Annotated in this window: 20 protein-coding genes; 14 read left to right on the forward strand and 6 right to left on the reverse strand. The window is 53.8% G+C overall.

The genetic code is table 11. The annotated features are described in order from the left end of the window. Position 1: 1 nt before the first annotated feature. On the reverse strand, positions 2-1,063 hold the full coding sequence (locus tag DMG62_16525; protein ID PYY21764.1) for a folate-binding protein YgfZ: 1,062 nt from the start codon (positions 1,061-1,063) through the stop codon (positions 2-4). Positions 1,064-1,092: 29 nt separating this feature from the next. On the opposite strand from DMG62_16525, the gene DMG62_16530 reads away from it, so the two are divergent. Continuing rightward, positions 1,093-2,160 carry a 3-isopropylmalate dehydrogenase gene (locus DMG62_16530; GenBank protein ID PYY21765.1) on the forward strand — a complete coding sequence of 356 codons (1,068 nt, stop codon included), beginning with the start codon at positions 1,093-1,095 and terminating at the stop codon, positions 2,158-2,160. On the opposite strand, the gene DMG62_16535 is transcribed toward DMG62_16530, so the two are convergent. After that, entirely contained in the window at positions 2,157-2,645 is a 489-nt protein-coding gene (locus tag DMG62_16535) for a hypothetical protein (protein PYY21766.1), read from the reverse strand. The genes DMG62_16530 and DMG62_16535 overlap by 4 nt on opposite strands. 66 nt (positions 2,646-2,711) lie before the next feature. Between DMG62_16535 and DMG62_16540 the strand changes: the two genes are divergently transcribed. The 4 genes from DMG62_16540 (at position 2,712) to DMG62_16555 (ending at position 7,932) form a co-directional block, all read left to right on the forward strand. Then, the gene (locus DMG62_16540) at positions 2,712-4,376 is read left to right on the forward strand and encodes a hypothetical protein (GenBank protein PYY21767.1); all 1,665 of its coding nucleotides are present in this window, start codon (positions 2,712-2,714) and stop codon (positions 4,374-4,376) included. Between the two features lie 106 nt (positions 4,377-4,482). Then, positions 4,483-5,364: an S-methyl-5'-thioadenosine phosphorylase gene (locus DMG62_16545; GenBank protein PYY21877.1), complete on the forward strand. Its 882-nt coding sequence runs from the start codon at positions 4,483-4,485 to the stop codon at positions 5,362-5,364. Further along, the gene (locus DMG62_16550; protein PYY21768.1) at positions 5,364-6,296 is read left to right on the forward strand and encodes a sugar kinase; all 933 of its coding nucleotides are present in this window, start codon (positions 5,364-5,366) and stop codon (positions 6,294-6,296) included. Before DMG62_16545 ends, DMG62_16550 begins: the two co-directional genes overlap by 1 nt. Continuing rightward, positions 6,274-7,932, forward strand: a complete 1,659-nt coding sequence (locus DMG62_16555) for a hypothetical protein (GenBank protein PYY21769.1) — start codon at positions 6,274-6,276, stop codon at positions 7,930-7,932. Before DMG62_16550 ends, DMG62_16555 begins: the two co-directional genes overlap by 23 nt. 30 nt (positions 7,933-7,962) lie before the next feature. Here the strand turns inward: DMG62_16555 and rlmN are convergent, their stop codons facing one another. Then, complete coding sequence (gene rlmN / locus DMG62_16560) at positions 7,963-9,162, reverse strand: 23S rRNA (adenine(2503)-C(2))-methyltransferase RlmN (GenBank protein PYY21878.1); 1,200 nt, start codon at positions 9,160-9,162, stop codon at positions 7,963-7,965. Between the two features lie 134 nt (positions 9,163-9,296). Here rlmN and DMG62_16565 point away from each other — a divergent pair, with 134 nt between their 5' ends. The 5 genes from DMG62_16565 to DMG62_16585 all read left to right on the forward strand — a co-directional run bounded on the left by DMG62_16565 (position 9,297) and on the right by DMG62_16585 (position 15,664). Further along, positions 9,297-10,574, forward strand: coding sequence for a peptidase M16 (locus DMG62_16565; GenBank protein PYY21770.1), 1,278 nt, complete (start codon positions 9,297-9,299; stop codon positions 10,572-10,574). A 539-nt stretch (positions 10,575-11,113) separates the two neighbouring features. Beyond that, positions 11,114-11,635 carry a pili assembly chaperone gene (locus tag DMG62_16570; GenBank protein ID PYY21771.1) on the forward strand — a complete coding sequence of 174 codons (522 nt, stop codon included), beginning with the start codon at positions 11,114-11,116 and terminating at the stop codon, positions 11,633-11,635. Between the two features lie 439 nt (positions 11,636-12,074). Next, a complete protein-coding gene (locus DMG62_16575; protein ID PYY21772.1) occupies positions 12,075-13,565 on the forward strand; it encodes a UbiA family prenyltransferase in 1,491 nt (496 codons plus the stop codon). Further along, entirely contained in the window at positions 13,562-14,923 is a 1,362-nt protein-coding gene (locus tag DMG62_16580) for an FAD-binding oxidoreductase (protein ID PYY21773.1), read from the forward strand. The genes DMG62_16575 and DMG62_16580 overlap by 4 nt, the downstream gene beginning before the upstream one ends. 6 nt (positions 14,924-14,929) lie before the next feature. After that, positions 14,930-15,664 carry a short-chain dehydrogenase gene (locus DMG62_16585; GenBank protein PYY21774.1) on the forward strand — a complete coding sequence of 245 codons (735 nt, stop codon included), beginning with the start codon at positions 14,930-14,932 and terminating at the stop codon, positions 15,662-15,664. Positions 15,665-15,708: 44 nt separating this feature from the next. Here the strand turns inward: DMG62_16585 and DMG62_16590 are convergent, their stop codons facing one another. Then, positions 15,709-16,791, reverse strand: a complete 1,083-nt coding sequence (locus DMG62_16590; GenBank protein PYY21775.1) for a hypothetical protein — start codon at positions 16,789-16,791, stop codon at positions 15,709-15,711. A 174-nt stretch (positions 16,792-16,965) separates the two neighbouring features. Then, positions 16,966-18,657: a hypothetical protein gene (locus DMG62_16595; GenBank protein ID PYY21776.1), complete on the reverse strand. Its 1,692-nt coding sequence runs from the start codon at positions 18,655-18,657 to the stop codon at positions 16,966-16,968. Between the two features lie 149 nt (positions 18,658-18,806). Between DMG62_16595 and DMG62_16600 the strand changes: the two genes are divergently transcribed. Genes DMG62_16600 through DMG62_16610 form a run of 3 tightly spaced genes read left to right on the forward strand, consistent with a single transcriptional unit; the run spans position 18,807 to position 22,124 of the window. Further along, positions 18,807-19,793 (forward strand): glycosyltransferase, encoded by a 987-nt coding sequence (locus tag DMG62_16600; GenBank protein PYY21777.1) that lies wholly within the window; start codon positions 18,807-18,809, stop codon positions 19,791-19,793. Next, positions 19,786-20,781 carry a hypothetical protein gene (locus tag DMG62_16605; GenBank protein ID PYY21778.1) on the forward strand — a complete coding sequence of 332 codons (996 nt, stop codon included), beginning with the start codon at positions 19,786-19,788 and terminating at the stop codon, positions 20,779-20,781. The genes DMG62_16600 and DMG62_16605 overlap by 8 nt, the downstream gene beginning before the upstream one ends. Next, on the forward strand, positions 20,778-22,124 hold the full coding sequence (locus tag DMG62_16610) for a hypothetical protein (protein ID PYY21779.1): 1,347 nt from the start codon (positions 20,778-20,780) through the stop codon (positions 22,122-22,124). Before DMG62_16605 ends, DMG62_16610 begins: the two co-directional genes overlap by 4 nt. 40 nt (positions 22,125-22,164) lie before the next feature. On the opposite strand, the gene DMG62_16615 is transcribed toward DMG62_16610, so the two are convergent. Next, positions 22,165-23,925 carry a hypothetical protein gene (locus DMG62_16615; GenBank protein PYY21780.1) on the reverse strand — a complete coding sequence of 587 codons (1,761 nt, stop codon included), beginning with the start codon at positions 23,923-23,925 and terminating at the stop codon, positions 22,165-22,167. 423 nt (positions 23,926-24,348) lie between these two features. Here DMG62_16615 and DMG62_16620 point away from each other — a divergent pair, with 423 nt between their 5' ends. Then, positions 24,349-24,870 carry a pili assembly chaperone gene (locus tag DMG62_16620; GenBank protein ID PYY21781.1) on the forward strand — a complete coding sequence of 174 codons (522 nt, stop codon included), beginning with the start codon at positions 24,349-24,351 and terminating at the stop codon, positions 24,868-24,870. Positions 24,871-24,914 lie beyond the last annotated feature (44 nt).

Below are 24,914 nucleotides of genomic sequence, written 5' to 3' on the forward strand. Positions count from 1 at the left end.
TCTAAGAAGCTACCGAAAATGGAATTTCGGAAGGTCTCGCTTCTCCTCCCGCATAAGTAATCTTTGCTCCGCGTTCGAGCGCTTCGCGCCTGATATAGCCGAGAGCTATCGAGCGGTCACCGTTGTTCGTTGGGATGCGACTGATGCTCGTAAGCTCGCCTACTTCTTTTCCATCAGCCTCGAGTTTGGTGCCTCGTCCGGGCAATTCACCTTCGAGCACGAATCCCTGAAATTTGCGATGCACATTCCCGCGCGAACGGATGCGCTCGACGATCTCCTGTCCGATGTAGCAACCTTTGCTGAAGTTAAGCGCGTGTGTCTGATCAGTTTCCTGCGGCAAGTCGCGATCCCGTATATCAGTTCCATACTTGGGAAAGCCGATCATCACGCGGAATTTCTCTAAAGCGTCAGTACCGACTAGTATGGCGCCAGCTTGGATAAGAGACTTCCAGAGCTGCGTTATCGCGGACTGTGAAACCCAGATTTCGTAGGTACGAAATTCCGGAGTCGCCATGCGCGTAAGCGACAGCTCAATGCCGCCCAATGTAAGGTCGGCTACCTGCATTGGCTCGAGCCCTGGGTCATCGATCCCGGCTCGTTTTAAGATTTCGCCTGCCTGAGACCCCTGGATACCAACAGCAGTCAGAGAGTCGCTCTTATCTGTTACTTCAACATCGTCCATGATGATGTAGTGCTCGAATAGTTTCAGCAGGCTCTCAAGTTGAAAGCGTTCAGTGTCGATCAGGAAATAGCGGCCACGGTTATACGCATATAGGTCCCCAAGGATTCGTCCCTGAGGATTCAGAACAAAACTGTAGTTCCCTCGGTTAAGTGGAAGGTCTTTCACGTTGTTCGTGACTATCCCATTCAACCAGCGCACACGATCTTCACCGGAGATTGCGACCTTCGCGCGCCAGCCTAAATCGTAGAGCGCGCACCCGGAGCTAAGCTCACGAAATTCGCTCGCAACATCATTGAAAGCTGATGCAGTTTCTACGCCGCTGTATTCGCTCATACGCGCGCCGGAGGCGACGAGTGCGTCATAGAGAGCAGTTTTGTACATAGCCGAACCTTTGATTATAGCGGTCTGCTATGTTTTCTATCGTGAACCAAACACCGACCAGGCGCATCGCCGTCGTTCCCGGTGACGGCATCGGGAAGGAAGTAATTGCACAGGCTGTGAACGTAGTGAAGGCCAGCATGGCTAAAGTTGAATTTGTCGAGTTCGACTGGTCTGCCGATCGCTATTTGAAAGATGGAACCACTATTCCGGCGGACGGCTTCGCGATGCTGGCTCGCGATTTCGATGCCATTCTGGTCGGCGCATTCGGCGATCCGCGAGTACCTTCCAACATTCATGCTAGAGACATTCTCCTTGGCATGCGATTCAAAATGGACCTCTACGCGAACGTCCGTCCGGTCAAGTGCCTGGATGACTCCCTCTGCCCGCTGAAGAATGCAACCGCAGCCAAGATCGATTTCGTGGTCGTACGTGAGAATACGGAGGGTCCTTACGTAGATGTTGGAGGAATCTTTAAGCAGGGAACTCCCGACGAGATCGCGGTTCAAGAAGACGTTAATAGTCGCAAGGGTGTGGAACGTGTGATCCGTTATGCCTTCGAGCACGCGCGCAGAAGCGGCCGCAAGAAAGTCCTGATGACGGACAAGTCAAACGTGATGACCTATGCGCACGGTCTTTGGCAGCGAGTCTTCAAGGAACTCTCAGAAGAATATACCGATCTACAGCCGTCCCACATGTACGTGGATGCGCTCTGCATGCACATGGTTCGTGATCCGAGCCAGTTTGATGTGATCGTCACGAACAACATGTTTGGCGACATCATTACGGATCTGGCCGCAGCTCTTCAGGGAGGACTTGGCATGGCGGCGAGCGGGAACATACATCCCGGTAAGACATCGATGTTCGAGCCAGTGCATGGATCGGCACCGCCTTTTGCTGGGAAGAATATCGCGAATCCAATGGGGGCGATCTTAACTGCAGCGATGATGCTCGATCATTTGGGATTTGCGGCCGAATCCAGCAAGATCAATCAAGCTGTGCTGGCGGCTGTGCGCCAGAAGAAAACTACGCAAGATATTGGCGGAACGCTGGGAACTTGCGAGTGCGGAGATTGGATCGCAGCAAAAGTGGTGAGCTAATTCCACATCGCCTGAAGTCTTCTCAAAGCCCGGTAAGCTAAGACATATTGACCGTTCAGCTGCAGCGCGCGCAGATAGTGTTCACGAGCCTTTCCCCACTCACGCTTCTGCTCGTACACGCGGCCGAGATTGAAATGTGGGAAGCAATAGGATTCATAGCGTGCCGCAGCCAGAGCCTTTTTGAACCAGGGAATGGCTGCATCCCACTGACCTTGTTCGATCAAGTAAGCTCCGATGTCGTTATAGGGGTTCCCGAAATCCGGATCGATTTTGATCGCTTGCCTGCAATCCGCAATCGCCTGCAGATAATTCGACTGGAACGAGTGTGCCCATCCGCGAAACGTATATGCCTCGGCGGTAGGGAAGGCATCAATAGAGTGCGAGTAAAGCTCGATGGCCTCCTCGTACTCTCCCTTTTGCTGGTGCTCGTAAGCGCGCCGGAGGTACTCAACAGCCCTTTGCCGAAGTTCGCTGCTCTCTGCCATAGGTTACAGATCGGATCGCATTACTAGCGACGCGGTGCTGCTTGCCATTATTATCCAACTAATCTCATGTTTGCCGTATCCGGAGTTGATCGACCTGAACAGACCAAGCGAATGCAATCCCGTTCTGCGCGCTGTGCACTGCTTTTGCTGCTCTGCTGCTCGATTTTTGCTGCTGTTAATGAGGCTGCGGGACAGCGGGTGCCCGCCGAGAGACCCGGCACAGCATCTCCATCCCAGCACGGAAAAGGAGATATTGGAATCCAGGTACAGCCAGCCTCTCCGCCCGCAGAGCGCAAGATCACTCCAGAGGAAGCCCGGGAGCTCTTCTCCTCTATCGATGAAACGCTTAGCTGGCTGAGCAAAGACACCGGTTACGCCATCAAGCAAAAAGTCAAAGGTGAGCTTGCGAGTCGAGAGCAGGTGGCGAAGTACGTTGATGATCGGCTGAATGATGATGAGGATGCCAAACGCCTCGAGCGTTCGGAGATTGTGCTCAAGAAGTTCGGACTGTTGCCTCGGGATTTCGATCTGCATGCATTTCTCATTCAACTCCTGCAGGAGCAGGTCGCCGGCTACTACGACGTGAAGACGAAGAACATGTATTTGCTCGATTGGCTCTCGGCCGATTCGCAGAAGCCCGTCTTAGCTCATGAACTCACGCACGCACTCCAGGATCAGAACTTCGACTTAAAAACATGGGAGACCCCGAAAGCCGCTAAGCGCAGCGACAAGGACGAATTCACCTTCGATGAAGACGAAGCGGCAACTGCCCGGAGCGCCGTTGCGGAAGGTCAGGGAATGGTGACGCTCGTCGATTTCATGCTGCGAGGCACCGGACACACCTTGGCCGATGCTCCCCAAGTCGCCGGCATGATGCGCTCATCGATGACCGGGAACAGTGGATTCCCATTGCTTGAAAAAGCCCCGCTCATGATTCGCGAATCACTTGTGTTTCCTTATGGCGATGGTCTCGCTTTCGAAGCAGCGCTGCTGGAAAAAGGAAAGGATACGGCGTTCTCTGGGGCCTTCCGTCGTCCGCCGCAGAATACTCACGAGATACTCAACGTCGGCTCGTACCTAAGAGCTACGCCTGCGAAATGGCTGGTCTTACCTGATCTCCGCAATGAACTTGGCTCCGCGTATGAGAAGTATGACGAAGGATCGATCGGTCAACTCGACACCCGCATCCTCGTTCAGCAATATGCCGACAAAGAAATCGCCGCCAAGATGGCTGAGGCGTGGAGGGGCGGCGCTTATTACGCCGCCGGGAACAAAGACTCGAAGGCCAAGGGAACTACTCGCATAGGATTGATCTACTTGTCGCGCTGGGATACAGAGGATGCTGCCGATCAGTTCGCGAAGATCTACGCGGACTATGTGCCGAAGCGTTATGCGAAGGCAACCCCGATCGCTGTGAAAGACGTTAAGTGTGGCCCACCAGAGAGTTGCGATGCTAAGAGCGTCCGGGCCTTTACCACGGACGAAGGCGAGGTTTGGATTCAACAAGTCGAAGGCGCTGGTGTCTTGATCAGCGAAGGATTTGACGTTACGACCGCGTCGAAGCTACGCGCCCAGATTTTGTCTGCAAATCCCGCGAGAGTTGTCCAGGTGCAAATGCATTCCTTGATGTCTCCTTTGCGCACATCGGCGGCCATTCAGGAAGCAGTGGGACGATGGCTCACTGAGACAGTCAGCGAAGCACTTCAAGACTCACCGCGAAGCATGAAATAGGCAGGCACAGACGGCGCTCGCCTCGGTGCTCGGAGTGGGAAACAGCCGCTCCCTCTGCTTCTGTATAATTTTTCTTACTTCACCCATCCTCACCGGAGTCGTGCAATTGCAAGAAGCTGAAATAGGAATCATCGGAGGGAGTGGACTGTATGCGATGCCTGGTCTCTCCGATGTTCATGAAGAGAAGCTGGAAACCCCTTTTGGATCACCGTCAGATGCTTATGTACTCGGCGCTCTCGAGGGCCGAAAGGTAGCCTTTTTAGCCCGTCATGGACGAGGCCATCGCCTCCTGCCGACCGAATTAAATTTTCGAGCAAACATTTATGGCATGAAGCAACTGGGAGTGGAGCGCATTATCTCCGTCTCGGCCGTCGGTTCACTGAAAGAAGAACACAAGCCAATGGATTTCCTGATTCCAGATCAGTTTGTGGACCGCACACGCCAGCGGGTATCGACATTCTTCGGCGAAGGCTTAGTTGCGCATGTTGCGCTTGCCGATCCAGTCTGCGCAGAAGTTGCGAAGAGCGCTGCGAATGCATGCAAAAAAGCCGGAGTAACCGGCAAGACTGGCGGAACGTATATCTGCATTGAGGGTCCGCAGTTCTCGACCCGTGCCGAATCCAATGTCTATCGCAGTTGGGGAATGGATGTAATCGGCATGACCAACCTCCAGGAAGCCAAGCTCGCGCGCGAAGCGGAGATTTGTTATGCCACCCTCGCAATGGTCACTGACTATGACTGCTGGCATCCTGATCACGACGCTGTCACAGTCGAGACCGTAATCTCCTATCTGAACAAAAACGCCGAGAACGCTTGCAAGGTGGTAAGGCACACGGTCGCCGACATGCCAAAAACACGTAAGTGCAAATGCGGGTTGGCCCTTGAATATGCGATTCTCACGGACCGATCGAAGATTCCTCCCGAAACCCGGCGTAAGCTGAGCCTGCTGCTGGACAGGTATCTAAGGACGCAGGAGGCGAGGGCCTGATGTCGATCGTAGTCGTAGGCTCGGTAGCATATGACGGCATCAAAAGTCCTTCCGGCTCCGTAGATCGTTGTCTCGGAGGCGCGGCTACATACTTCTCTCTCGCGGCAAGCTACTTCACACAAGTGCGCGTCGTGGCCGTCGTCGGCCAAGACTTCAGCAAGCAAGATGAAGACGTGTTGCGCGCACGCAAAGTCGATACTCGTGGAATTGAGCACACCAAAGGGAAAAGCTTCTTCTGGCGCGGCGAGTATGGAGAGAACCTCAACGAGGCGAAAACGCTCGAGACTCAGCTAAACGTCTTTCAGAGCTTCGACCCGCAAGTTCCCGCTGAATATTTGGACTCCCAGTACCTGTTTCTCGCCAACATTGATCCCGTCCTGCAAGGCAATGTCCGTCGCCAGATGGATGGGCGTGTGAAGCTCGTCGGCGGCGATACGATGAATTATTGGATCACCGATCCCAACCATCGCAAGAACCTGCTCGAGACCTTGAAACGCGTGGACGTTCTGCTGATCAACGATATGGAGGCCAAACTCCTTGCACAGGAAACGAGCGTTCCTCGAGCAGTCCAGAAAGTACTGCGAATGGGGCCGCGCGCCCTGGTCATCAAGCATGGAGAATATGGCGCCACGGTGTTTTTCAAAGAAGGTGAATTCGGCGGTGGACGGCATCCCTTTCGCGCTCCCGCGCTGCCAATGGAGGAGGTTCGCGATCCTACTGGTGCAGGCGACTCCTTCGCCGGGGGGTTCATGGGATATGTCGCCTCGCAGAAGAAGCTGGATCGGGAAACCTTCAAGCGTGCAATGTTTTACGGTGGCGTAATGGGCTCTTTTGCTGTCGAACGTTTCGGCACGGAGCGTCTGCAGTCACTCACACGCGAGGAGATCGATGCCCGCTACCAGGTCTTCCGTGAACTCACGCATATCGGGTAAGTCCGCCGGTTTCGCGACAGCGACGGCAGCGCCAGACGTCCAACTGAACTCGCATTTGCGTGCTGAGGCAAGGGAATATTGGGCCGTTACGATTTTGCTCAGTCTGCTTGGGACGGTAGCCCTTTTTTTCTTCTATTCCCGAAATGAGATTCTTCTTTCCGGAGACGCTGTTGCACACATCAGCATAGCGCGCCGCGTTTTCGATTCGCGAACTCCCGGGCCGCTGCAGCTGGGCTCCGTGTGGCTCCCACTTCCGCACCTTTTGACGATTCCCTTCATTCTGAGCAAATCGATGTGGCAGTCGGGAATTGGTGGTTCCATCGTTTCAGTATTGTCATACGTTTTTGCCGGAATCGGACTTTTCCGGCTGCTCTACCGTCGCTCGCGGGTTGCTGCTTGGATTGCGACTGCCTTGTTTGCCGCGAATCCTAACGTTCTTTATGTACAGAGCACAGCTCTGAACGAGCCACTCTATCTGGCATGTTTCATCTGGGCTGTTGTCTTTTTCGTAGAGGCTTCCCAGAGTCTCAGAGGAAACGAGCGAATCACCGGACGCTTCTTGGAAAAAGGCGCTATGGCGCTGACGGCGGCAAACTTTACACGATATGACGGCTGGTTTCTCGCCTGCGTCTGTTGGGTCGCATTCCTGATTAAGTTCCTAGCAGAATTGCGAGTAAGCCCGCGAACGCTGATTGAATTACGTAGAACCGTATTCAAGCCCTTGCTGCTCACGGCACTAGGTCCAACTCTCTGGATGGCCTACAACCTTGGCGTGTATATGAATCCATTGGATTTCGCCAATGGTCCGTACTCAGCGAAGGCGATTGCAGGGCGGACGACGCAGCAAGGATCGCCTTCGTACCCCGGGCAGGATCATCTCTTTACCGCTGCTGTTTACTTCGTGAAGGCAGCCCAGTTCAGTGTTGGAGAACATGAAACAGGTAGGATCCTGCTGTTTATCGCGGCTCTTGGCAGTGCGGCGTTCGCGTTACGCCGAGACTGGTTGCCGATCGCGCTGCTGTGGTCGCCCCTTGTTTTTTACTCGCTCTCAATCGCATACGGATCAGTTCCCATTTTTGTGCCGGTGTGGTGGCCTTTTTCCTACTACAACGTGCGGTACGGACTGGAGTTGCTTCCGGCGATTGCGGCTGGAGTTGGGCTTGCGATTGCTGTAATCAGGGAGAGTTGGGAGAGAGAATTGGTACCACGTCTTTCCACACTAGTGATTTTGTTGATTGGCGTATTTACGTATTCCCAATCATGGAAAGCAACTCCAGTCTGCCTGCGCGAAGTGCATGCGAATGGGAGTGGGCGCATGGAGCTCGATCATCGGCTTGCGAAAATTTTGAGCTCGTTGCCGCAGGGTTCCACCGTCCTCGCGTACACAGGAGCGCATGGTGGCGCGTTTCAATTTGCTGGCTTTCCCCTGCGCAGGACCATCAATGAGGGAAATCTCTACATTTGGGATGCCTCGCTGGCACACCCAGCGATGGACGTTGATTTCGTCATTGCAGCCGAGGACGATCCTGTAGGCTCGTCACTAAGGAATCATCCTGCCGGTCTCACCAAAATCGCATCTGTTCACCTCGCCGGACAAAGTGAGGTGACGGTTTATGAGACCTCACACTCACATTGAATGCGTGAGAGATCTCGGGACAATCCTGTCTCAGGAAATGGTGCGCTTTAGCTGTCCGCAAGCGGCATAGATATCGCGCCCCCGAGGACGTCGAATAAACGCAGGCAGACCAGCCCCGACCAGGATGCTCTGAAAGTCAAGAACGCGATCATGAGCCGGCATGGTGTAGCTCACTCCTGGTCCGGGATTAAAGGCAATAAGATTTATCTTGCAGCGAATGCCTGCGAGGCGACCTGCAACTTCACGCGCGTGCTCGGCTGCGTCATTTACTCCCTCCAGCAGCACATACTCGAACGTTAGAAGTTCTCGCGGACGCAGTGGGAACTGTCGAGCTGCATCGAGCAGCATCTGCACATTCCATTTTCGCGTAATGGGCATGATACGTTCGCGAACCGTGTCATTAGGTGCGTTGAGCGAGATGGCAAGCTTCGGACGAATCGGTTCCTTGCCGAAGTCGATGATCCGAGGCACAATGCCGGAGGTAGATACCGTCATCCGAGACTCCGGGAATTCGACCTCCTCAACCAGCAGACGAACCGCCTTCATGAAGTTTTCATAGTTCAGGAACGGTTCGCCCATGCCCATGAAGACTATGTTCATCCGCTCCTTCTCCACATTGACATCGTGGTCGCGCAGCAAAGTCAGCACCTGTCCGACGATCTCACCAGGGGTGAGATTTCGCTTCACTCCCAGCAACGCCGTAAGGCAAAATTGGCAATTCACCGCGCACCCTACTTGGGAAGAAACGCAAATCGTTGCTCTTGATCTCGGCTTGCGGCCTGTGGGCTCCTGTGACGCCTTGCTCTGGTGAGTCTTCCCCCTCAAATGCGGAATGCGGAGAGGGGCCTTGTCGCCCGCATACTCGGATTCCAGTTGAGCAAGTTCCTCCCGGCCAGCTTCCGTTCCATCACCGGCCTCGCCGAAGTCGCCTTCAGGCATCCAGACGGTTTCGACAGACTCACCATCGGCTAAACCCATGAGGTATCGGACGGTGCCGTCCAGAGAAGTGAATTTCTGGTCGATTCGGGGAAATCCGACTGAGAGCCCTTCTTCAGCGATCTGAGACTTGAGCGTAGAGGGCAGATTGGATACGCCAACAAGCGACTCCCGACGTTGCCTGAAGATGGCATCTGCCACCTGCCGCCCGCGAAAGCCAGGATGCCCCAGGCGTTTTACAAGCTCCGTAAGCTCTTGATTCGAGAGGCTTAATAGTTCATTCGATACAGGCATGTTGGGCATCTAATGAGAGTAACTGAGGTAATTAGCACACATGATCGAGAGCGCCTGGTTACCGATGCACTGCTAATCGCCACTCCGCGCATTTAGAATACCTTTTTCAGCGCTTAGAAGGTCCTTACAACTTAATGGTTCAAGAGCTCAGAAACGTGCGTCGGGAAGTGCTGCCGAATGGCCTCACCATCCTGACGGAAGAGATGCAACAGATTCGATCGACGTCCATTGGCATATGGATCAAGACCGGGTCGCGTCATGAAGAATTCGAGCGCAACGGCATCTCTCATTTTGTCGAACACATGCTTTTCAAGGGCACGACCAGCCGCTCTGCCCAGGATATTGCCCGCCAAGTTGACTCCATCGGCGGGAATATGGATGCGTTCACCGCCAAGGAGTGCATCTGTTTCAACATCAAGATCCTCGACGAACACCTCCCAATTGCGATGGAGATTCTAAGCGACCTGGTGCTCAATCCTGTCTTCGCAGCTAAGGACATTGTCCGTGAGCGCGGAGTGATTCTCGAAGAGATCAAGATGGACGAGGACAGTCCCGACTACCTTGTTCACGAGATATTTACTCAGAACTTCTGGAAGGATCACCCGCTGGGGAAGCCGATTCTGGGCACAAAGGAGACGGTCCGCAGGTTCGAGCAGGCAATGCTGTTCGACTACTATGGCGGATTCTTCTATCCCGGGAACATTCTCGTAGCGGCAGCAGGCAGCCTGAATCATCAGCGTTTCGCTGATCTCGTGAGGCAGAAGTTCTCTCATCTGAAAGCCAAGCAGAATGGTTTTAAGCAAGCTGCGCCCCAAACCTTCTCGAAGATTATTGCGCGCAACAAGAAGTCGCTCGAACAAGTGCAAATCTGCATGGGAGTGCCGGCGCTGCAGATCGCGGACGACAGGCGCTACGTTGCCTATGTGCTGAATACACTCCTTGGTGGAGGAATGAGCTCGCGGCTGTTCCAGAATATTCGCGAGAACCAGGGCTTGTGCTACGCAATTTATAGCGATCTAAACTCGTATCGTGATACGGGCTGTCTTTCAGTGTTCGCAGGAACCTCACAGGAATGGGCTCCCAAAGTTGTGGAGTCAGTGGTTGGGGAGTTCCGTAATTTGAAGGCGGAATCGGTTCCGGAAGAGGAACTCAGCAGAGCCAAAGCGCAGCTGAAGGGAAGTCTGATGCTGAGCTTGGAGTCTTCCACGGCGCGTATGTCGAATCTTGCGCGTCAGGAGATGTACTTCGATCGCTTCTTCTCACTTGACGAGATCATTGAGCGAATCGAGAGCGTCACGGCCGATCAACTCAAAGTGATGGCCGAAGGGCTCTTTCATCAGGATAAGATCGCTGTAACTGTACTTGGAAATCTGGATGGCTTAAAGATCGGAGCTGAGCAGCTGGCTTGCTAGACGTCTAGGTTTTCCAAAGCTGCTCACGGTATCTTCTACCCCTACTCCGTCCTCTCCGGTCGGACTTACTTCGCAGCAGTGCATTCAACCGTTGACCGGTAATCTGATCTCCAGGGTAGTTTCCTCCGCGAGACCCACAGCACCCCAGGAGGACAATCATATCCGATCTTGGAGGGTCAGTTCTGCGCCAGGTCCGGAACCACTGTCGGAGATAATTTCTTAACGTGAACATCCGTTCATATGGGACAGCCAACCTTCATTCGCGACATAAAGTGGCATATCGAAAGGGGCGAAATTGCCATTTTGTGGCACTTTGGTCATCGCCCGCTGTTACTTCTATCCCTTCGATACACGCAATAGTGCCCTAAAGATTGCGCACAATAAGTGCTAATTTTACAGAGGTTTACAGCGTTTTCCACAACTTAAAATCAGGCTGTGGATGCCTGAGCACTCCTTGGATGGAAAGCTGCAGATTGTAGAAGGCGTCAGGCTGATCGTGAGCCTTAGAAAAGGCAACAGGCAGCCCAGTAAGGAGCACCATGAAAAAGCAAAAGGGTTTCTCGCTGATTGAACTTCTGATCGTCGTGGCGATCATTCTGATCATCGCGGCTATCGCAATTCCAAACCTGCTGCGCGCCAAGATCGCGGCCAACGAGGCCTCAGCTGTGGGTTCCATGCGCACGATCGTGACCGCCGAAGTGAGCTACAACTCAGCCGGCTGGATCGTCGGTGGTAAGCAGATAGGCTTCTCAAACGCCCTTGCGGACTTAGGTCCGAACGGCTCAACAACTCAGTGCAATCCGCCAGATGCGACGCACACCTGTTACGTCGACGCGGTTCTGTCCGGTGCAGGCACCTCAGCGACTCCGAAGAGCGGATACTTCTTCACGTACGCACCGATCGCGGCTGCCGCTGGCGGTTCCAACGTTGGTTTCAATCTGAACGGAAATCCGGCGGCGCCTGGGCAGACTGGTAACCGTTATTTCTTTGCGGATGCGAGCGGTGTGATCCGCTTCAATCCGAGTCAGTCGGCTACCAGCGCTGACGTTCCGCTTCAATAGTCAGTTTGGCGAAGTACCTGGGGGAGGGTACCAGCCAGAAAGAGACCGGGTTTACGCCCGGTCTCTTTTCCATTTGTCGGGGATTTATGTGGCATCAAGGAAGACAATAGGGAAGATGCGAATTCGGTTCTGAAAAACATCAATTTCTGTCCAGAATTTGCAAAATCCGCTCCACAGGCAGGGAATAAACAAGCGATAGAATGTCTTGGTTGTAGGCAGTAGAGGACAGAACGATTGAGCCAATTTTGTCCTGACGATTCGCAAAATAACAAGACGGGACTCGGGGATTTCCGCGGCTGCGGAAGCTGTCTCCTTTGATCTGGAACCGTTGCCTCCAAGGCCACTGACCACAAGCTATCTTGCTTTCATGCGCCGCTTAGACTGAACTTGAATATTGGCGGAATCCAAGAAAGCTCCTTAGCTATTTCGGGACGTTCACATGAGCACCCTACAAGGCTCCCCTGAGCTCATCCAACACCAATTTCATCAGGATTCGCGTTCGAACACGGCCAATCCGGTCCTTTGCGTCGATCTGGACGGAACTCTTATAAAAAGCGATGTGCTTCTAGAGTCCCTTCTCTTGTTCCTGAAACAGAGGCCTTGGGCTCTGTTTTTTGTCCTATTCTGGAGCCTTCGCGGACGGTCGTACCTGAAGCTTCGTCTGGCCTCCGCGGCTTCGCTGGCAATTGAAAAGCTTCCGTTTCGGCAAGAGATCCTGGACTTTATTCGTGGTGAGCACGAATCCGGACGGCAAACACTGCTGGTTACGGCTGCCCATCAAAGCCTTGCTGAGGCAATTGCGGCTCACGTGGGGCACTTCGATGGAGTTTACGGAAGCGATGGTGTAGTGAATTTGAAAGGCAGCGCTAAGGCCGGATTCTTGGCCGGCATGCTCGGAAAAGGCAACTTCGATTACATCGGGGATTCCTATGCCGACCTGCCGGTTTGGAGCGTCGCAAGGCAGGCATACGTAGTCGGCAGTCGGCGTCTGGCGAAAAAAGTCGCGCGCAGAGCGTCTCTCGCACGATTGTTCGAGGTCTCTCAGCCTTCATTCACTGCCTGGTTGCGCTCTATACGACTGCTGCATTGGACTAAAAATTTATTGGTTCTATTGCCAGTCTTGCTGGCGCATAACTTCACCTGGCTGGCATGGCGCGACAGCCTGCTGGGTTTTGCCTTGTTCGGCTGTTGCGCCTCTGGGCTTTACATTCTCAATGATCTTCTTGACCTGCATTCCGATCGACAACACCCAGCCAAGAGCAAACGTCCGTTTGCTGCCGGAGAATTCCCATTGTGGGTGGGAGTCTTCGAGTCAACGCTGCTGGTAGGTTGTTCGCTCATCATTTCGGCTTTTCTGGATTTTCCTTTTGCTGCTGCCCTGCTTGGGTACGCCGTGCTTACGGTGGCGTACTCCTGGAAGTTGAAACGAGCGCCGCTGCTGGACGTCTTTGTTCTCTCAACCTTCTACACGATTCGCATTTGGGCTGGGGGTCTGATCTCCGGCATTCCCGTCTCGGACTGGCTGATGGCATTCTCGCTATTCTTCTTCCTGAGTCTGGCCATGGCCAAGCGCCACTCCGAGCTGCAGCGAGCGAGTAGGCTGGTGGAAGAAGGGGACTCAGGTCGCGGCTACGTGCTGAAAGATCGGGAGCTGCTGGCGATGTTTGGAATTGCCAGCAGCTTTGCCGCAGTCGTGATCCTTTGCCTTTATGCCCGCAGCCCCGTCGTGAATTCGCTTTATGGAAGTTCGGCGGAGCTGCTTTGGCTCTGTCCGTTGGTGCTCTATTGGCTTACCCGCGTGTGGCTGCTCGCGGGCCGTGGCGAGCTCGATGATGATCCTGTCTTGTTTGCAGTTCGCGATCGTACCAGCTGGGTACTGGCCGTGCTTGCGATCACTATCCTGATGATTGGTGGATTCCACACGCGATGACGACCCTAGCTACAGTTCCGGAGAGGGAAGTCGCCGTAGCGGGGCGCGGCAATGCGCGAACGGAACGATATCAATCATGGGGCAGGTATCCAAAAGCGGCGCACAGAAGCGTAACGAAAATTTACTGGCGCGACGAATTGGTCGACGCCCTGCGCCGTGCAGAACCAGCATCTCTCTTACCGTACGGCATGGGGCGCAGCTACGGCGATTGCTGCCTTAATAGCGGTCGCGACCTGCTGGACTGCACTGCTCTCAACCGCATTCTTGATTATGACTGGGAGACTGGGCGAATCTGCGTTGAAGGCGGCATTACACTCGGCGATCTGCTAAAAGTGATTGTCCCCCGAGGCTGGTTTCTGCCAGTGACTCCCGGGACAAAATTCGTGACCGTAGGCGGAGCCATCGCGAACGATGTTCACGGAAAAAATCATCATCGCGCCGGCACGTTTGGTTGCCATGTTAAGCAGATCACGCTTTACCGATCAGATAACGATCCGGTCGTCTGCTCCCCCGCCGTAAATTCCGATCTCTTTCAAGCCACCATCGCAGGCTTGGGGTTAACGGGGGTCATCGGTTCCGCTGAGATCCAACTCAAGCGCATTGGCGGCAATGCCATCGATGTGGAAACTCTTGCCTTCCGCAATTTGGATCACTTTGTCGAACTCTCGGCTGCCAGCGACCAGAATCACGAGTACACGGTTGCCTGGGTCGACTGCTTGTCTGGCACTGAGACGCGCGGAATATTCTTCCGCGGCAACCACGCAGAAAAGAATGTTTCCTATCGGTCGATCAAGACTAAAATTCCATTTCCTTTTCCGGAATTCGTATTGAGTCGCCCAGCCCTCGAGCTTTTTAATCGGGCATACTTTACGCTCAAAGCCCGCAACCCTGGCTTCGCAATCGTCCACTACGATCCGTTTTTCTATCCGCTTGATTCCGTCCAGAACTGGAATCTTCTCTACGGAAGGCGAGGATTTGTTCAATACCAATGCGTGTTACCGCCTGGAGATATCTCAGCTGTGAAGAAGATCATTGCCGCCGTATCCAAATCCGGAGAAGCATGCTTCCTGGCGGTGTTGAAAGCACTTGGGGAAATCCAGTCTCCGGGACTCCTCTCCTTTCCTCGTCCCGGCCTAACTCTCACCGCGGATCTGCCGATGCGCGGCAATCGCACGCTTGCGTTACTAGCCTCACTCGATGAACTGGTACTCGCAAACGGCGGGCGACTGTACCCCGCCAAGGATGCACGTATGTCCTCCGCAATGTTCACTGCCGGCTTCCCAAATTGGACCCGGCTGGTGCCTTATATCGATCCCAAGATTTCATCCTCGTGCTGGCGACGGGTGAGGAGCGAGTAGCACTCAATGAAGAAGATAGTCATACTCGGCGCCACGTCCACAATGATCCAGCCGCTGCTGCGGAGGATGGCAAATGATGGCATGGAGCTGTTGCTGGTGGCTAGATCGCAGGAGCGGCTCGACTCGGTCCGGAGTGACCTCCTGGCCCGCGGCGCAGCGAACGTGCTCACGTTCGAAACCGACCTCACTTCGTCCCCAGATATTGTTTATTCGTTCGCCGAACAGTGCTTTCGCGACTTCGACACGCTGCTGCTCTCATACGGAACGATGCTGGACCAAGATCGCTGCCAGACCGACGCGGAATACGCTCTCGGGCAGGTTCGCACAAATTTCGTAAGCTCCATAGCGCTGTTAACCATATTTGGGAAGCACTTCGAATCCCGTCGGTCAGGGACCATAGCCGTGATCACGTCGGTCGCCGGAGACCGTGGACGGCGTTCTAATTACGTGTATGGGGCGGCAAAGGGCGGGCTGAGTATCTTTCTTCAAGGCTTGCGGAGCCGTATGCACCAGTACGGAGTCAGAGTGTTAACTATCAAGCCCGGCCCAGTGGCCACGCGCATGACTGAAAATTTGCCGGGACTCAGATTGTTAGCAAGCCCGGAATTAGTTGCGGTCGACATCTATCGCGCTCTCAGACACTCGCGTACACAGATCAGCTATACGCCTTCATACTGGAAATGGATCATGTCTGCGGTTCGAGCAATTCCAGAATCGGTTTTCAAGAGGATTCAAATCTAATCTACCTCTTCTCCAAACTATCGACCGGGGTTGAGGACAACAGTCTAAGAGGGGCTGGGAATAGCGATGGAGAACGGCGGCAGGGATTGCTCATCATACGTAAAGCGTCGGGCATAATTTACCAGCTTCGATTCGAAGAGCTTCCATGAGAGATGCGCCAATCCTAAGGTGGCTCCGATTGCAATGAACGCGGAGGTGAGTCTCCAGCTCAGTCCCGCATGGCTGGATACGATCAAGCGATCGCACACCATGTTCACGACCTGATGTAGCAGATATGCGCCATACGAGATGCTTCCCAGCCAGCGCAACGTTCCATTTCGAAACCACAAGGCCAATCTGGAATCTGGAAAGGCGATCAGTTCGAGCAACAGAAGGAAGTAGCACAGAGCCAGTGCCGAATAGCCATACTGCGCCATCCGCAGGCTCCCCATTCGCCAATCCTTTATCGTGGCTATCGTCATCACAACCAGTGGCAGAAGAAATGCCATCCTCAATTTGTTTTTCTCTCTCGCCAGCAGATTTATAGCAAATTCACTGCGTACCGCCATAGCCGCCAATACACCTAGAGCCAGTGTGTCTGCGCGAGCGGGACTTAATACATGAACAGCCACTTGCTGAAATCCGAAAATGACCAACGCGTACCGCAACAGTGGGGCGCTCAGCGTGACAAACAGTAGAGTGTTGGTAAGCACCCTCCGCGAGAGGTAAAAGATCATCCACGGTAGCGTGAGATAGAACTGCTCTTCCACCGCCAATGACCACGTGTACGAAAGCAGCGGGTCAAAGGTATTGTGCCGTGCGATCCAGAGGTTCTGGGTGAACGTGAAGTATGAATACCAGGGCATGCTTCTCTCATGGAAGTGCGCCGCCGCAAAGCAGGATTCAACCGCAATGCAGACCAGCAGGTAAATTGGAAGGATTCGATACGCGCGCCTGAGATAAAAAGTACGAAAACGATTGGGCGATTCGGATTGGTCCAGCAGAATTCCGCCTATGAGAAATCCAGAAAGAACAAAAAACAGATCGACTCCACTCCACGTAAGTCGGCCTGCGGCAATCACGGAATGTACGCTTTGATTTGCATGCTCCCGCAGAGGAAGCACGAAATAATGCCAGACGATCACCATCGCGATGGCTAATCCGCGCAAGCCATCTAACTGTGGAATCCGTCTATCTTCTATCGGGGCCACGAGTAGATGGGACTATAGCGAATCTTCTGCAGCAAGTGACGTTGGTTGCTGGGCCTTGAGCGTCTATCCACGATTGAAAACGTTGTACTTACAACGCACGTGAAGCCATGCTCAGGGATGGGCAGATGAGGCTCCAGGCTTAGTGGCGCGAATCGCCGTCGCTTGTGTGCTTACACCTTCCGCTCCGCTAGTTGCCAAGGTCTGGCGTTCAACCTTGTAGATCAGGACTTCGGAATTCTTGTAGATTGGCGCAGTTTTGGCATAAGCGCGAAGGGTATTCGCGATAGTTTCATGATCTTCGTCGAATGGTCCAGCAACGAAGATGAAGTCAGGCTGCAGCTTGTCAAGAATTTTGACTACACCTGACGATAGCGAGAATTCTAATGCCGCCGATAGATCGACAGCAGTAAAAAACGCGTGATTCGGCAACCACTCGCGTCCCTGCGCTGTATTGACGCATTGTCGCTGGGTAAAGTATGGGAACCATTCTGCAATCATGTCTTCGTACCATTCACTGGTTCTCTGGTCGAACACAAAGAATTTAGTGTTGGCTGGAGCGAGCTGGACGGCTGCCTGCATACCTTGCAGTTCGGCAGGGGACACCTGGGCGCGAGTATTGAGGCGAAGATCCGCCAGGCGATCCGATCGGACCTGAGGCAGTCCACTAAATTGCAGAGAAAAAGTGAGCGCGAGAGCTACAAGCAGAGCATCTCTCCAGCGACGAAAGAAAGCCGCGCGTCGCACGAGAAGAACCATAATGGCATTGACGAACCAAACCATACATAGCCCAGCAACGGCCGCGCTGTATGTCGCTCCGCTGCGACGTAAAAACCACGGTATGACTGTTAGCCAGCAGACGTAGGGGAATCTTGCGATGACCGCAAAAATGATTGAAGCAGCCAGAAATGACAAGGGAATCCAACGCAAGGGAGCGTAATACGCGCCCCCAGTTATTGCCGCGTTCATAAGTGGTCCAAAGCCAAGATGGCGATATAACCAAATGACCCAAGGCAGGACGACTGCAATCGACACAATTCCCGCCAAAAGGGAGAACTGCAGGTTCTGGAACCGTTTCGGTAATAGAACGCTCAGTACAATCACGGAGAGTGCCGCAAAGATGCCACCCTCGAGATGAGAAAGGACGGCAAGTCCCACACAGACTCCGCTCCACGCGGCCAGCATCATGGAATCGCATTTATGCGAGCGAACGAACAGGAGAATCGCGACTGAGGCGAATAACATGCCTAGGCCACGGGTTAAGCCACCTCCCATGATGAGCCATTCTGCGCTGCGGCCAATTGATGCGTAGCAACATGCGGCTAAGCAGGCATAAAAACCAGCCGGATATACTTCTTTCGCGATGAAGTAGATGACAACTACGGCCAGCAGATTTAGAGCGAGGGGCAGCCAGGTTAGTACCGAAACTGCACTCTGTCCGGTCACTACTGTACAGAGAGCGCCAAGGTAAAACCCAAGGGGAGGATAGGAAAGCGGAATATCGAGAAAATTGTAAGTAGTATGAGTGGGAAAGACGAAATGTGCAGCGCGAATATTATCGATGATCTGCGCAAACATCCCTCCATCATTCAAGGGAAAGAGACGTCCGCGAAAATAAGGTAGGCGCAGCACCAATGCGACGGCAAGTGCAATTGCGATATCCTTAATGACGGCCCGAGTTGATCGCTGCTCAAGCGCTAACGGGTGTAATGGTAATGAGAGCTCGTGAAGAATCTCGGCTGTTGCCGCTCGATTTGTATCGAGGCTTGGGGCAGGCGCGACCGCTACGCTCTGGCGTGGTGTCATTGGAATGGATGGATTGAACAGAGCGCATTATGCGGCAAGTCGCAACCGCCACAACGCAGTGGAGTTTACTTTAGTAACAGATACAGCTGAATTTGTCCTATTCGCTGCTGATTTCACTCCCTAGAATCTAATGACGCCGGAGCTCTCCGATGTCTTCTCCCCAATTATCGGTCGTTGTGCCCTGCTACAACGAACAGGAAGTGATACTTGCGTGCTATGAAGCCCTTGTCCACGCTCTCTCCGAGAAGACACAGAGTTTCGAATTAATCTTCGTCAACGACGGTTCCAAAGATGCCACTCTCGAGATTTTGCGCGGCTTGCATGCCGTCGACCGCCGTGTCAAAGTCGTAGATTTGTCGCGCAACTTTGGGCATCAGATCGCAGTATCAGCCGGTCTAGCCTATGCGGATGGAGAAGCGGTGGCGATCATCGATGCGGATTTGCAGGATCCACCCGAACTGATCCTGCAAATGCTGGAAATTCGCGATTCGGGATACGACGTCGTTTATGGTGTGCGCCGTGTGCGGAAGGGTGAGAGCCGCTTCAAACTTCTTACAGCAAAATGGTTTTACCGAATTCTGAACCGCCTCTCCGACACTGAGATTCCACTCGACTGCGGCGACTTCCGGCTCCTCGATCGGCGTGCTGTCGATGCATTGTTGCGAATGCGTGAACAACATCGGTTGCTGCGAGGAATGTGGAGTTGGATTGGATTTCGGCAATATGCGTTGCAGTATGATCGCGCACCGCGTTTTGCAGGTGAGACAAAGTATCCCTTCCGAAAGATGTTGAAGTTAGCCCTGGACGGCACGCTTTCGTTCTCGGTTGTCCCCCTGCGAATAGTGAGCTTCATGGGAGTAGCCACTGCGATTATTTCTTCAGTTGGGATTTTCTACGCTTTATTTCTGCGATTGTTTACTCGAGTGTGGGTTCCCGGATGGACCCTGCTGTTTATCGGAATGATGTTTCTAGGCGGAATGCAGATGCTCGCCATCGGGGTTGCGGGAGAGTACATTGGCCGCATTTACACGGAAGTTAAGCAGCGTCCGTTGTATTTAGTGCGTGAGGTATTAAGCCACAGTATTCGCCGAGATCTTATAAGGCCTGCCACAGCAGGCATGCCCATCCATGCGTAAGTACGCGCGCCCACTTTTCGGCGCTCTAATCAGCGCTGCCGCGGTTTACGCAATCATTCGCAACGTCAGTATCTCTGAAGTGGCTCACGCGACCGCAGGGGCGAAACCGAGCTTCATTGTCATCGGTGTTGTTGCGCTTGCCCTAGGTTATGCCATTCGCTCCTTTCGCTGGTGGCGGATGTTGCGCCTTGGGAACGGTTCGATCTCGCTGAATTCAACTGCGCGCGTGCTAATGGCCGGATTTGCGGCGAATAATGTGCTTCCGCTGCGGGCCGGCGACGCCCTCCGGGCTTTTGGATTTCGCGCGACTCTCGGCATTTCGTCCAGCTTTGCGGTCGCCACACTCGTGCTCGAACGGCTTCTCGATCTTTTCTCGCTGTTACTCCTGGCGCTCTGCTTCATGAAGGTCGGTGGACTTACAAGTCTGCCCCACAATGTCGTCCGACTCGTACAGGTGCTTACTTTGGCCTGTCTGGCCGCCATCATCGTTGCTCTCGCTTTCGGCGCGCAAATCAGGCGGTGCTTGCTTTGGCTGCTGAACACTTGCTTCCCGAAAGCGGAACGAGGCTCTAAGCTGGAGCTTGCGATCACGAACATCACGAGCCTCTTCGAGTCGTTAAGACCAATCGAAGCGCTTCATCTCACGGCTCTCTCGCTTGCGGCTTGGTTCCTGGAAGCCCTTCTTTACATATGCGCGGCGAGGGCTCTCCATCTGCAGGTCTCCTTTGCATGGGCTTGCATGGCTTTAGTAGCAGGAAATTTTGCCGCGATCTTTCCGAGTTCTCCGGGCTACGTCGGGACTTTCCATGCTTCCGTGCTGGCCATACTTTTGTTTGCCGGCGTGGAGCGGAACCTGGCAGCCGCGTACGCCGTCGCGATTCATGGCGTGCTCTGGTGCACGGTGACATTGGCCGGCGCTATAGCTTATTTCTCTCTTCGCATTAAGGCTGTTCAAACTTTGCCCGATTCCACAGGAGAAGTCGTTTGATCGACGCCGCAATTGTAGGTGCCGGATTTACCGGACTAAGCGCTGCACTGCAACTCGCGCGCAAAGGGTACAGAATATGCGTGCTGGAGCAGGATAAAGAACCGGGTGGGCTGGCGGGTTCATTCTGGGTCGGCAACGAACGCCTGGAGAAGTTCTATCACCACTGGTTCACAAGCGACGTCCACATCATGGATCTGATCGCCAGCCTGGGACGCGAAGACCGGATTCTCAGGCGTCCCACGCGGACCGGCATGTACTATGCGCACCAGTTTTACCGGCTGAGCAGTCCAAGGGACGTTCTCACTTTCACGCCGCTTTCATTCATCAATCGACTGCGGCTTGGGTATGTAGCGCTGGCCGCGCGCCGGGTCAAAGACTGGAAGTCTCTGGAGCAGTACACGGCAAAAGAGTGGCTGCTGAAACACTGCGGAGAGCAGGTTTTTAGAGTCGTTTGGGAACCACTGTTGATTGGCAAGTTCGGAGTCTATGCCGACGAAGTTTCCGCCGTATGGTTCTGGAACAAATTGAAGCTGCGAGGCGGCAGTCGAGGCCAGGGTGGAGAAGAGGTTCTTGCGTATTACAAGGGCGGATTTGCAGCGCTGGCAGACGACATCGTCGCCGAGATCCGCAGGCAAGGAGGCCAAGTAAGGCTCAATACTTCCGTTGCGGGAATCACCGCAAGCCGCGGAAGGGTGACGGGCGTAAGAACATCGAGTGGGACTATCGAAGCAAAATCAGTGCTGCTGACAACACCATTGCCGGTTGCTGCCGAGCTGCTTTCACCTATCTGCCGCCGCTCTTATATTCAGAGTCTCGAGCAGATTCGTTATCTGTCGAACATATGTATTGTGCTGGAACTCAAGAAAGCCTTGTCGTCCACGTATTGGCTTAATGTCAATGACCCTTCGTTCCCATTTGTCGCTGTCATCGAGCACACTAACTTCGAGCCGACTTCCACGTACGGTGGAAGACACATTGTTTACCTTTCGAAGTATCTTCCGTCTCAAGACGCTCTTTATCAAATGCAAGACGAGGAAGCAGCGGCTTTTGCCATCTCCGCTCTGCGGCGTATGTTTCCGGATTTCGACGCCAGCTGGGTAATTAGATCGAATGTGTGGCGGGCCGATTTCTCGCAGCCGATCGTTCAGCGTCACTACAGCAGACTTGTGCCAAAAATGAAGACTGAAGTTGCTAATCTGTTCCTCGCGACGATGGCACAAGTTTATCCCGAGGATCGCGGTACCAACTACGCGGTTCGAAGTGGGAATGAAGCTGCAGGGGAGATGGAGCTTAGTCTGCAAGAACAAGCTTCTAGCGAACCCGAGATAGCACAGCCAGTCTAGCCACATCGCGAGTCCCTGGACGTCAGGCTCTCGGCTCGAATTAGGAAGGTGTTTTCTGCAGGCTCTTCTGAATCGCGAGTTCTTTTTCGGCTTCTTCACTCTTGCCCACGGCTTTGAGCGCTGACGCCAATCTTCCGTGAAGAAATGCCCGGTTCGGAGTTCGTCTGAGTTGCTCGCGGTAGATCTCTACGGCCTCATCGCCTTTTCCCACGTTCAAATCAACACCTGCCAGCCCGAGGGTCGCCATGAGATTATGCCCACCCCATAGCTTCGAAGCCGTTTGATATGCTTCACGAGCTTCTGTGTACTTTTGCTCGGAGCTAAGCACATTCCCGAGGATATACCAGCCTTCCGGATCCTGATTTGGACCGATCACGCTGCGAGCAAATGCTTCCGCCTTTGCGTATTGTCCCAAGAAGACGCATGTGTCCGCATGGTATTCCAGCGCCTTCGGGTTTGCGGGAGCAATCTGCACAGCCCGTGTCGAAAGCGCCATGTCGTTGTCCCAATATGACTCATACTTCAGAGTAAGCCCTGCCATCAGAGCAAAGAGTAAGAGTAGGGCAGCACCTTGAGTGTGAGCGCCTAGAATCCGAAGATGATCGACTAAATACGCAATACCAATACACAAAGCAACTGAAGAGAGATAGATATACCGGTCATGTTCCTGCAACACTACGACGTAAAGAATTACCGGAGCGAGCATGAGTACGAACCAGCTGGCAAAGAAGATCCCAATAGGTTTTCGTCTAACCGCCCAGGCAACTCCAACCGTACTCACCAGGACCAAAATCAGCGGCAACACAAACTTCACCAGCGAAAGTGTGAACACGAGCTTGATCGGATACTGAACACTCAATTCACTCGGCCATAACTGTTTCCCAAGGTACCAAACGATTGTGGTTGGAGCGCTGAAGATTGTAGTCTTTAGCGGGACCTGTCGCATGCCTTGGCCAAGTTGGTTGTGTACCAGGAGGCTCCTTGCTGAAATGGCCAGCGCTGTCACAGCCAAGAACGGCAATGCAGCCCTGAGGCTTGCCAGGCAGCGATCACGAAAGCGGGCATTGGCGGAACTGAATTCATAAATGGCGATCAGAATCGGAGCAAATATCGCTGCCTCTTTAGAAAATAATGCCAGCAGCAACAATAAGGTCGAAATCGCGTGGTACTTAAGTTTGCGCCCAGTAGTGTCGTTGCGAGCCTTGAAATACAAAATCATGGAGGCCAGGAAAAGCACTGCCGAAAGGGAATCGCTGATGCCGGAAATCCAGGCAGCGGTCTCAACCCTGGTGGGATGTAACCCGAAAAATCCTGCCGCAATCGCAGCAACTCTCTTGTCGCCAATCGTCTCGAAAGCGAGTCGATAGACCAAATATGTTGCCAAAATGTGGAGTCCTGCGGCGGCGAGATGAAACCATGCGGGAGCTGGCCCTAAGAGATGACGAATCATCGCCAGGACGAGCGACACGAGCGGTCGGTAATAATCCATCGTCCGCGGGACTTCCATGAAACCCCAGAATGAATGGGTAAGGAATTGGGGAAACTGTTTCCAGGATTCCATCCACGGATGCAATGTGATCAGGAGCGAGTCGTCATAAACGTAATCGAAGAGAGCCGTCCGTAGATAAATCAGAGTCGTCGCGTAGAGTACGACGCGGATTAGAACTGCAGGCTGGATGAACCACTGAGACCAGGCTTGGAGGCGGCTGCGATCAGAAGTTGCGGGGCGATCGAGCGTGGGGATAATTATGGCGCTCAAGGTCGACTCACTTTGTCGGAGAATAAATACTGGTTTTCTCATACTCCAGTCGTTCTCGCCGCGATATCAAGCTGAAGATGCCGGGCGGGATAACCGAGGTAATAGGAACAGGTAGAGAGCTAAAGCAGGATTTGCGCGGCCAGCATTTAAGGAGTGAGCTCCTCGTCTTAATGTTTGCAAATTCAGGGTTAGCGGAGCGTACGGCACGTTTAACTCCCTTCTGACAAATTCCGTCCGGCTCCAATGACATAATCTGTCAAATTGGCTCTAACGCCCCTCATTCCCGAGCCCCATTTGGTTTGAAAGCCTCGCGTAAGTCGTTGACTTTACTAGACAATGTGCCAATTCTGGTCCTTGCTACGAAAGTGGTACCCCGGTTGCGATTACAGGGGTCGTCAACCAGCGGGGTTTTGCCCGCTAGGAAGAACGCAGACGGCCGTTCCTGGCCATCCTAAAAGGAGCAAAATGAAGAAGCAAAAGGGTTTCTCGCTGATTGAACTTTTGATTGTCGTGGCGATCATTCTGATCATCGCGGCTATCGCAATTCCAAACCTGCTGCGCGCCAAGATCGCGGCTAACGAGGCCTCGGCTGTTGGTTCCATGCGCACCATCGTGACGGCCGAAGTGAGCTACAACTCAGCCGGTTGGTTGAGCGGTGGTAACCAGATTGGCTTCTCGAACGCCCTTGCGGACTTGGGTCCGAACGGCTCAACAACTCAGTGCAATCCGCCAGATGCGACGCACACCTGTTACGTCGACGCGGTTCTGTCCGGTGCAGGCACCTCAGCGACTCCGAAGAGCGGATACTTCTTCACGTACGCACCGATCGCGGCTGCCGCTGGCGGTTCCAACGTTGGTTTCGCACTGAATGGCAACCCGGCAGCGCCTGGGCAGACTGGTAACCGTTATTTCTATGCGGATGCGAGCGGTGTGATCCGCTTCAACCCGAGCCAGTCGGCCACGAGCAGCGACGTCCCACTTCAGTAGTAAGCTTGGTTTAGCCTGACACTCAGGGGAGTCGCGGCAACGCG

It is taken from the genome of Acidobacteriota bacterium (assembly GCA_003225175.1).
Lineage (GTDB): Bacteria > Acidobacteriota > Terriglobia > Terriglobales > Acidobacteriaceae > Gp1-AA112.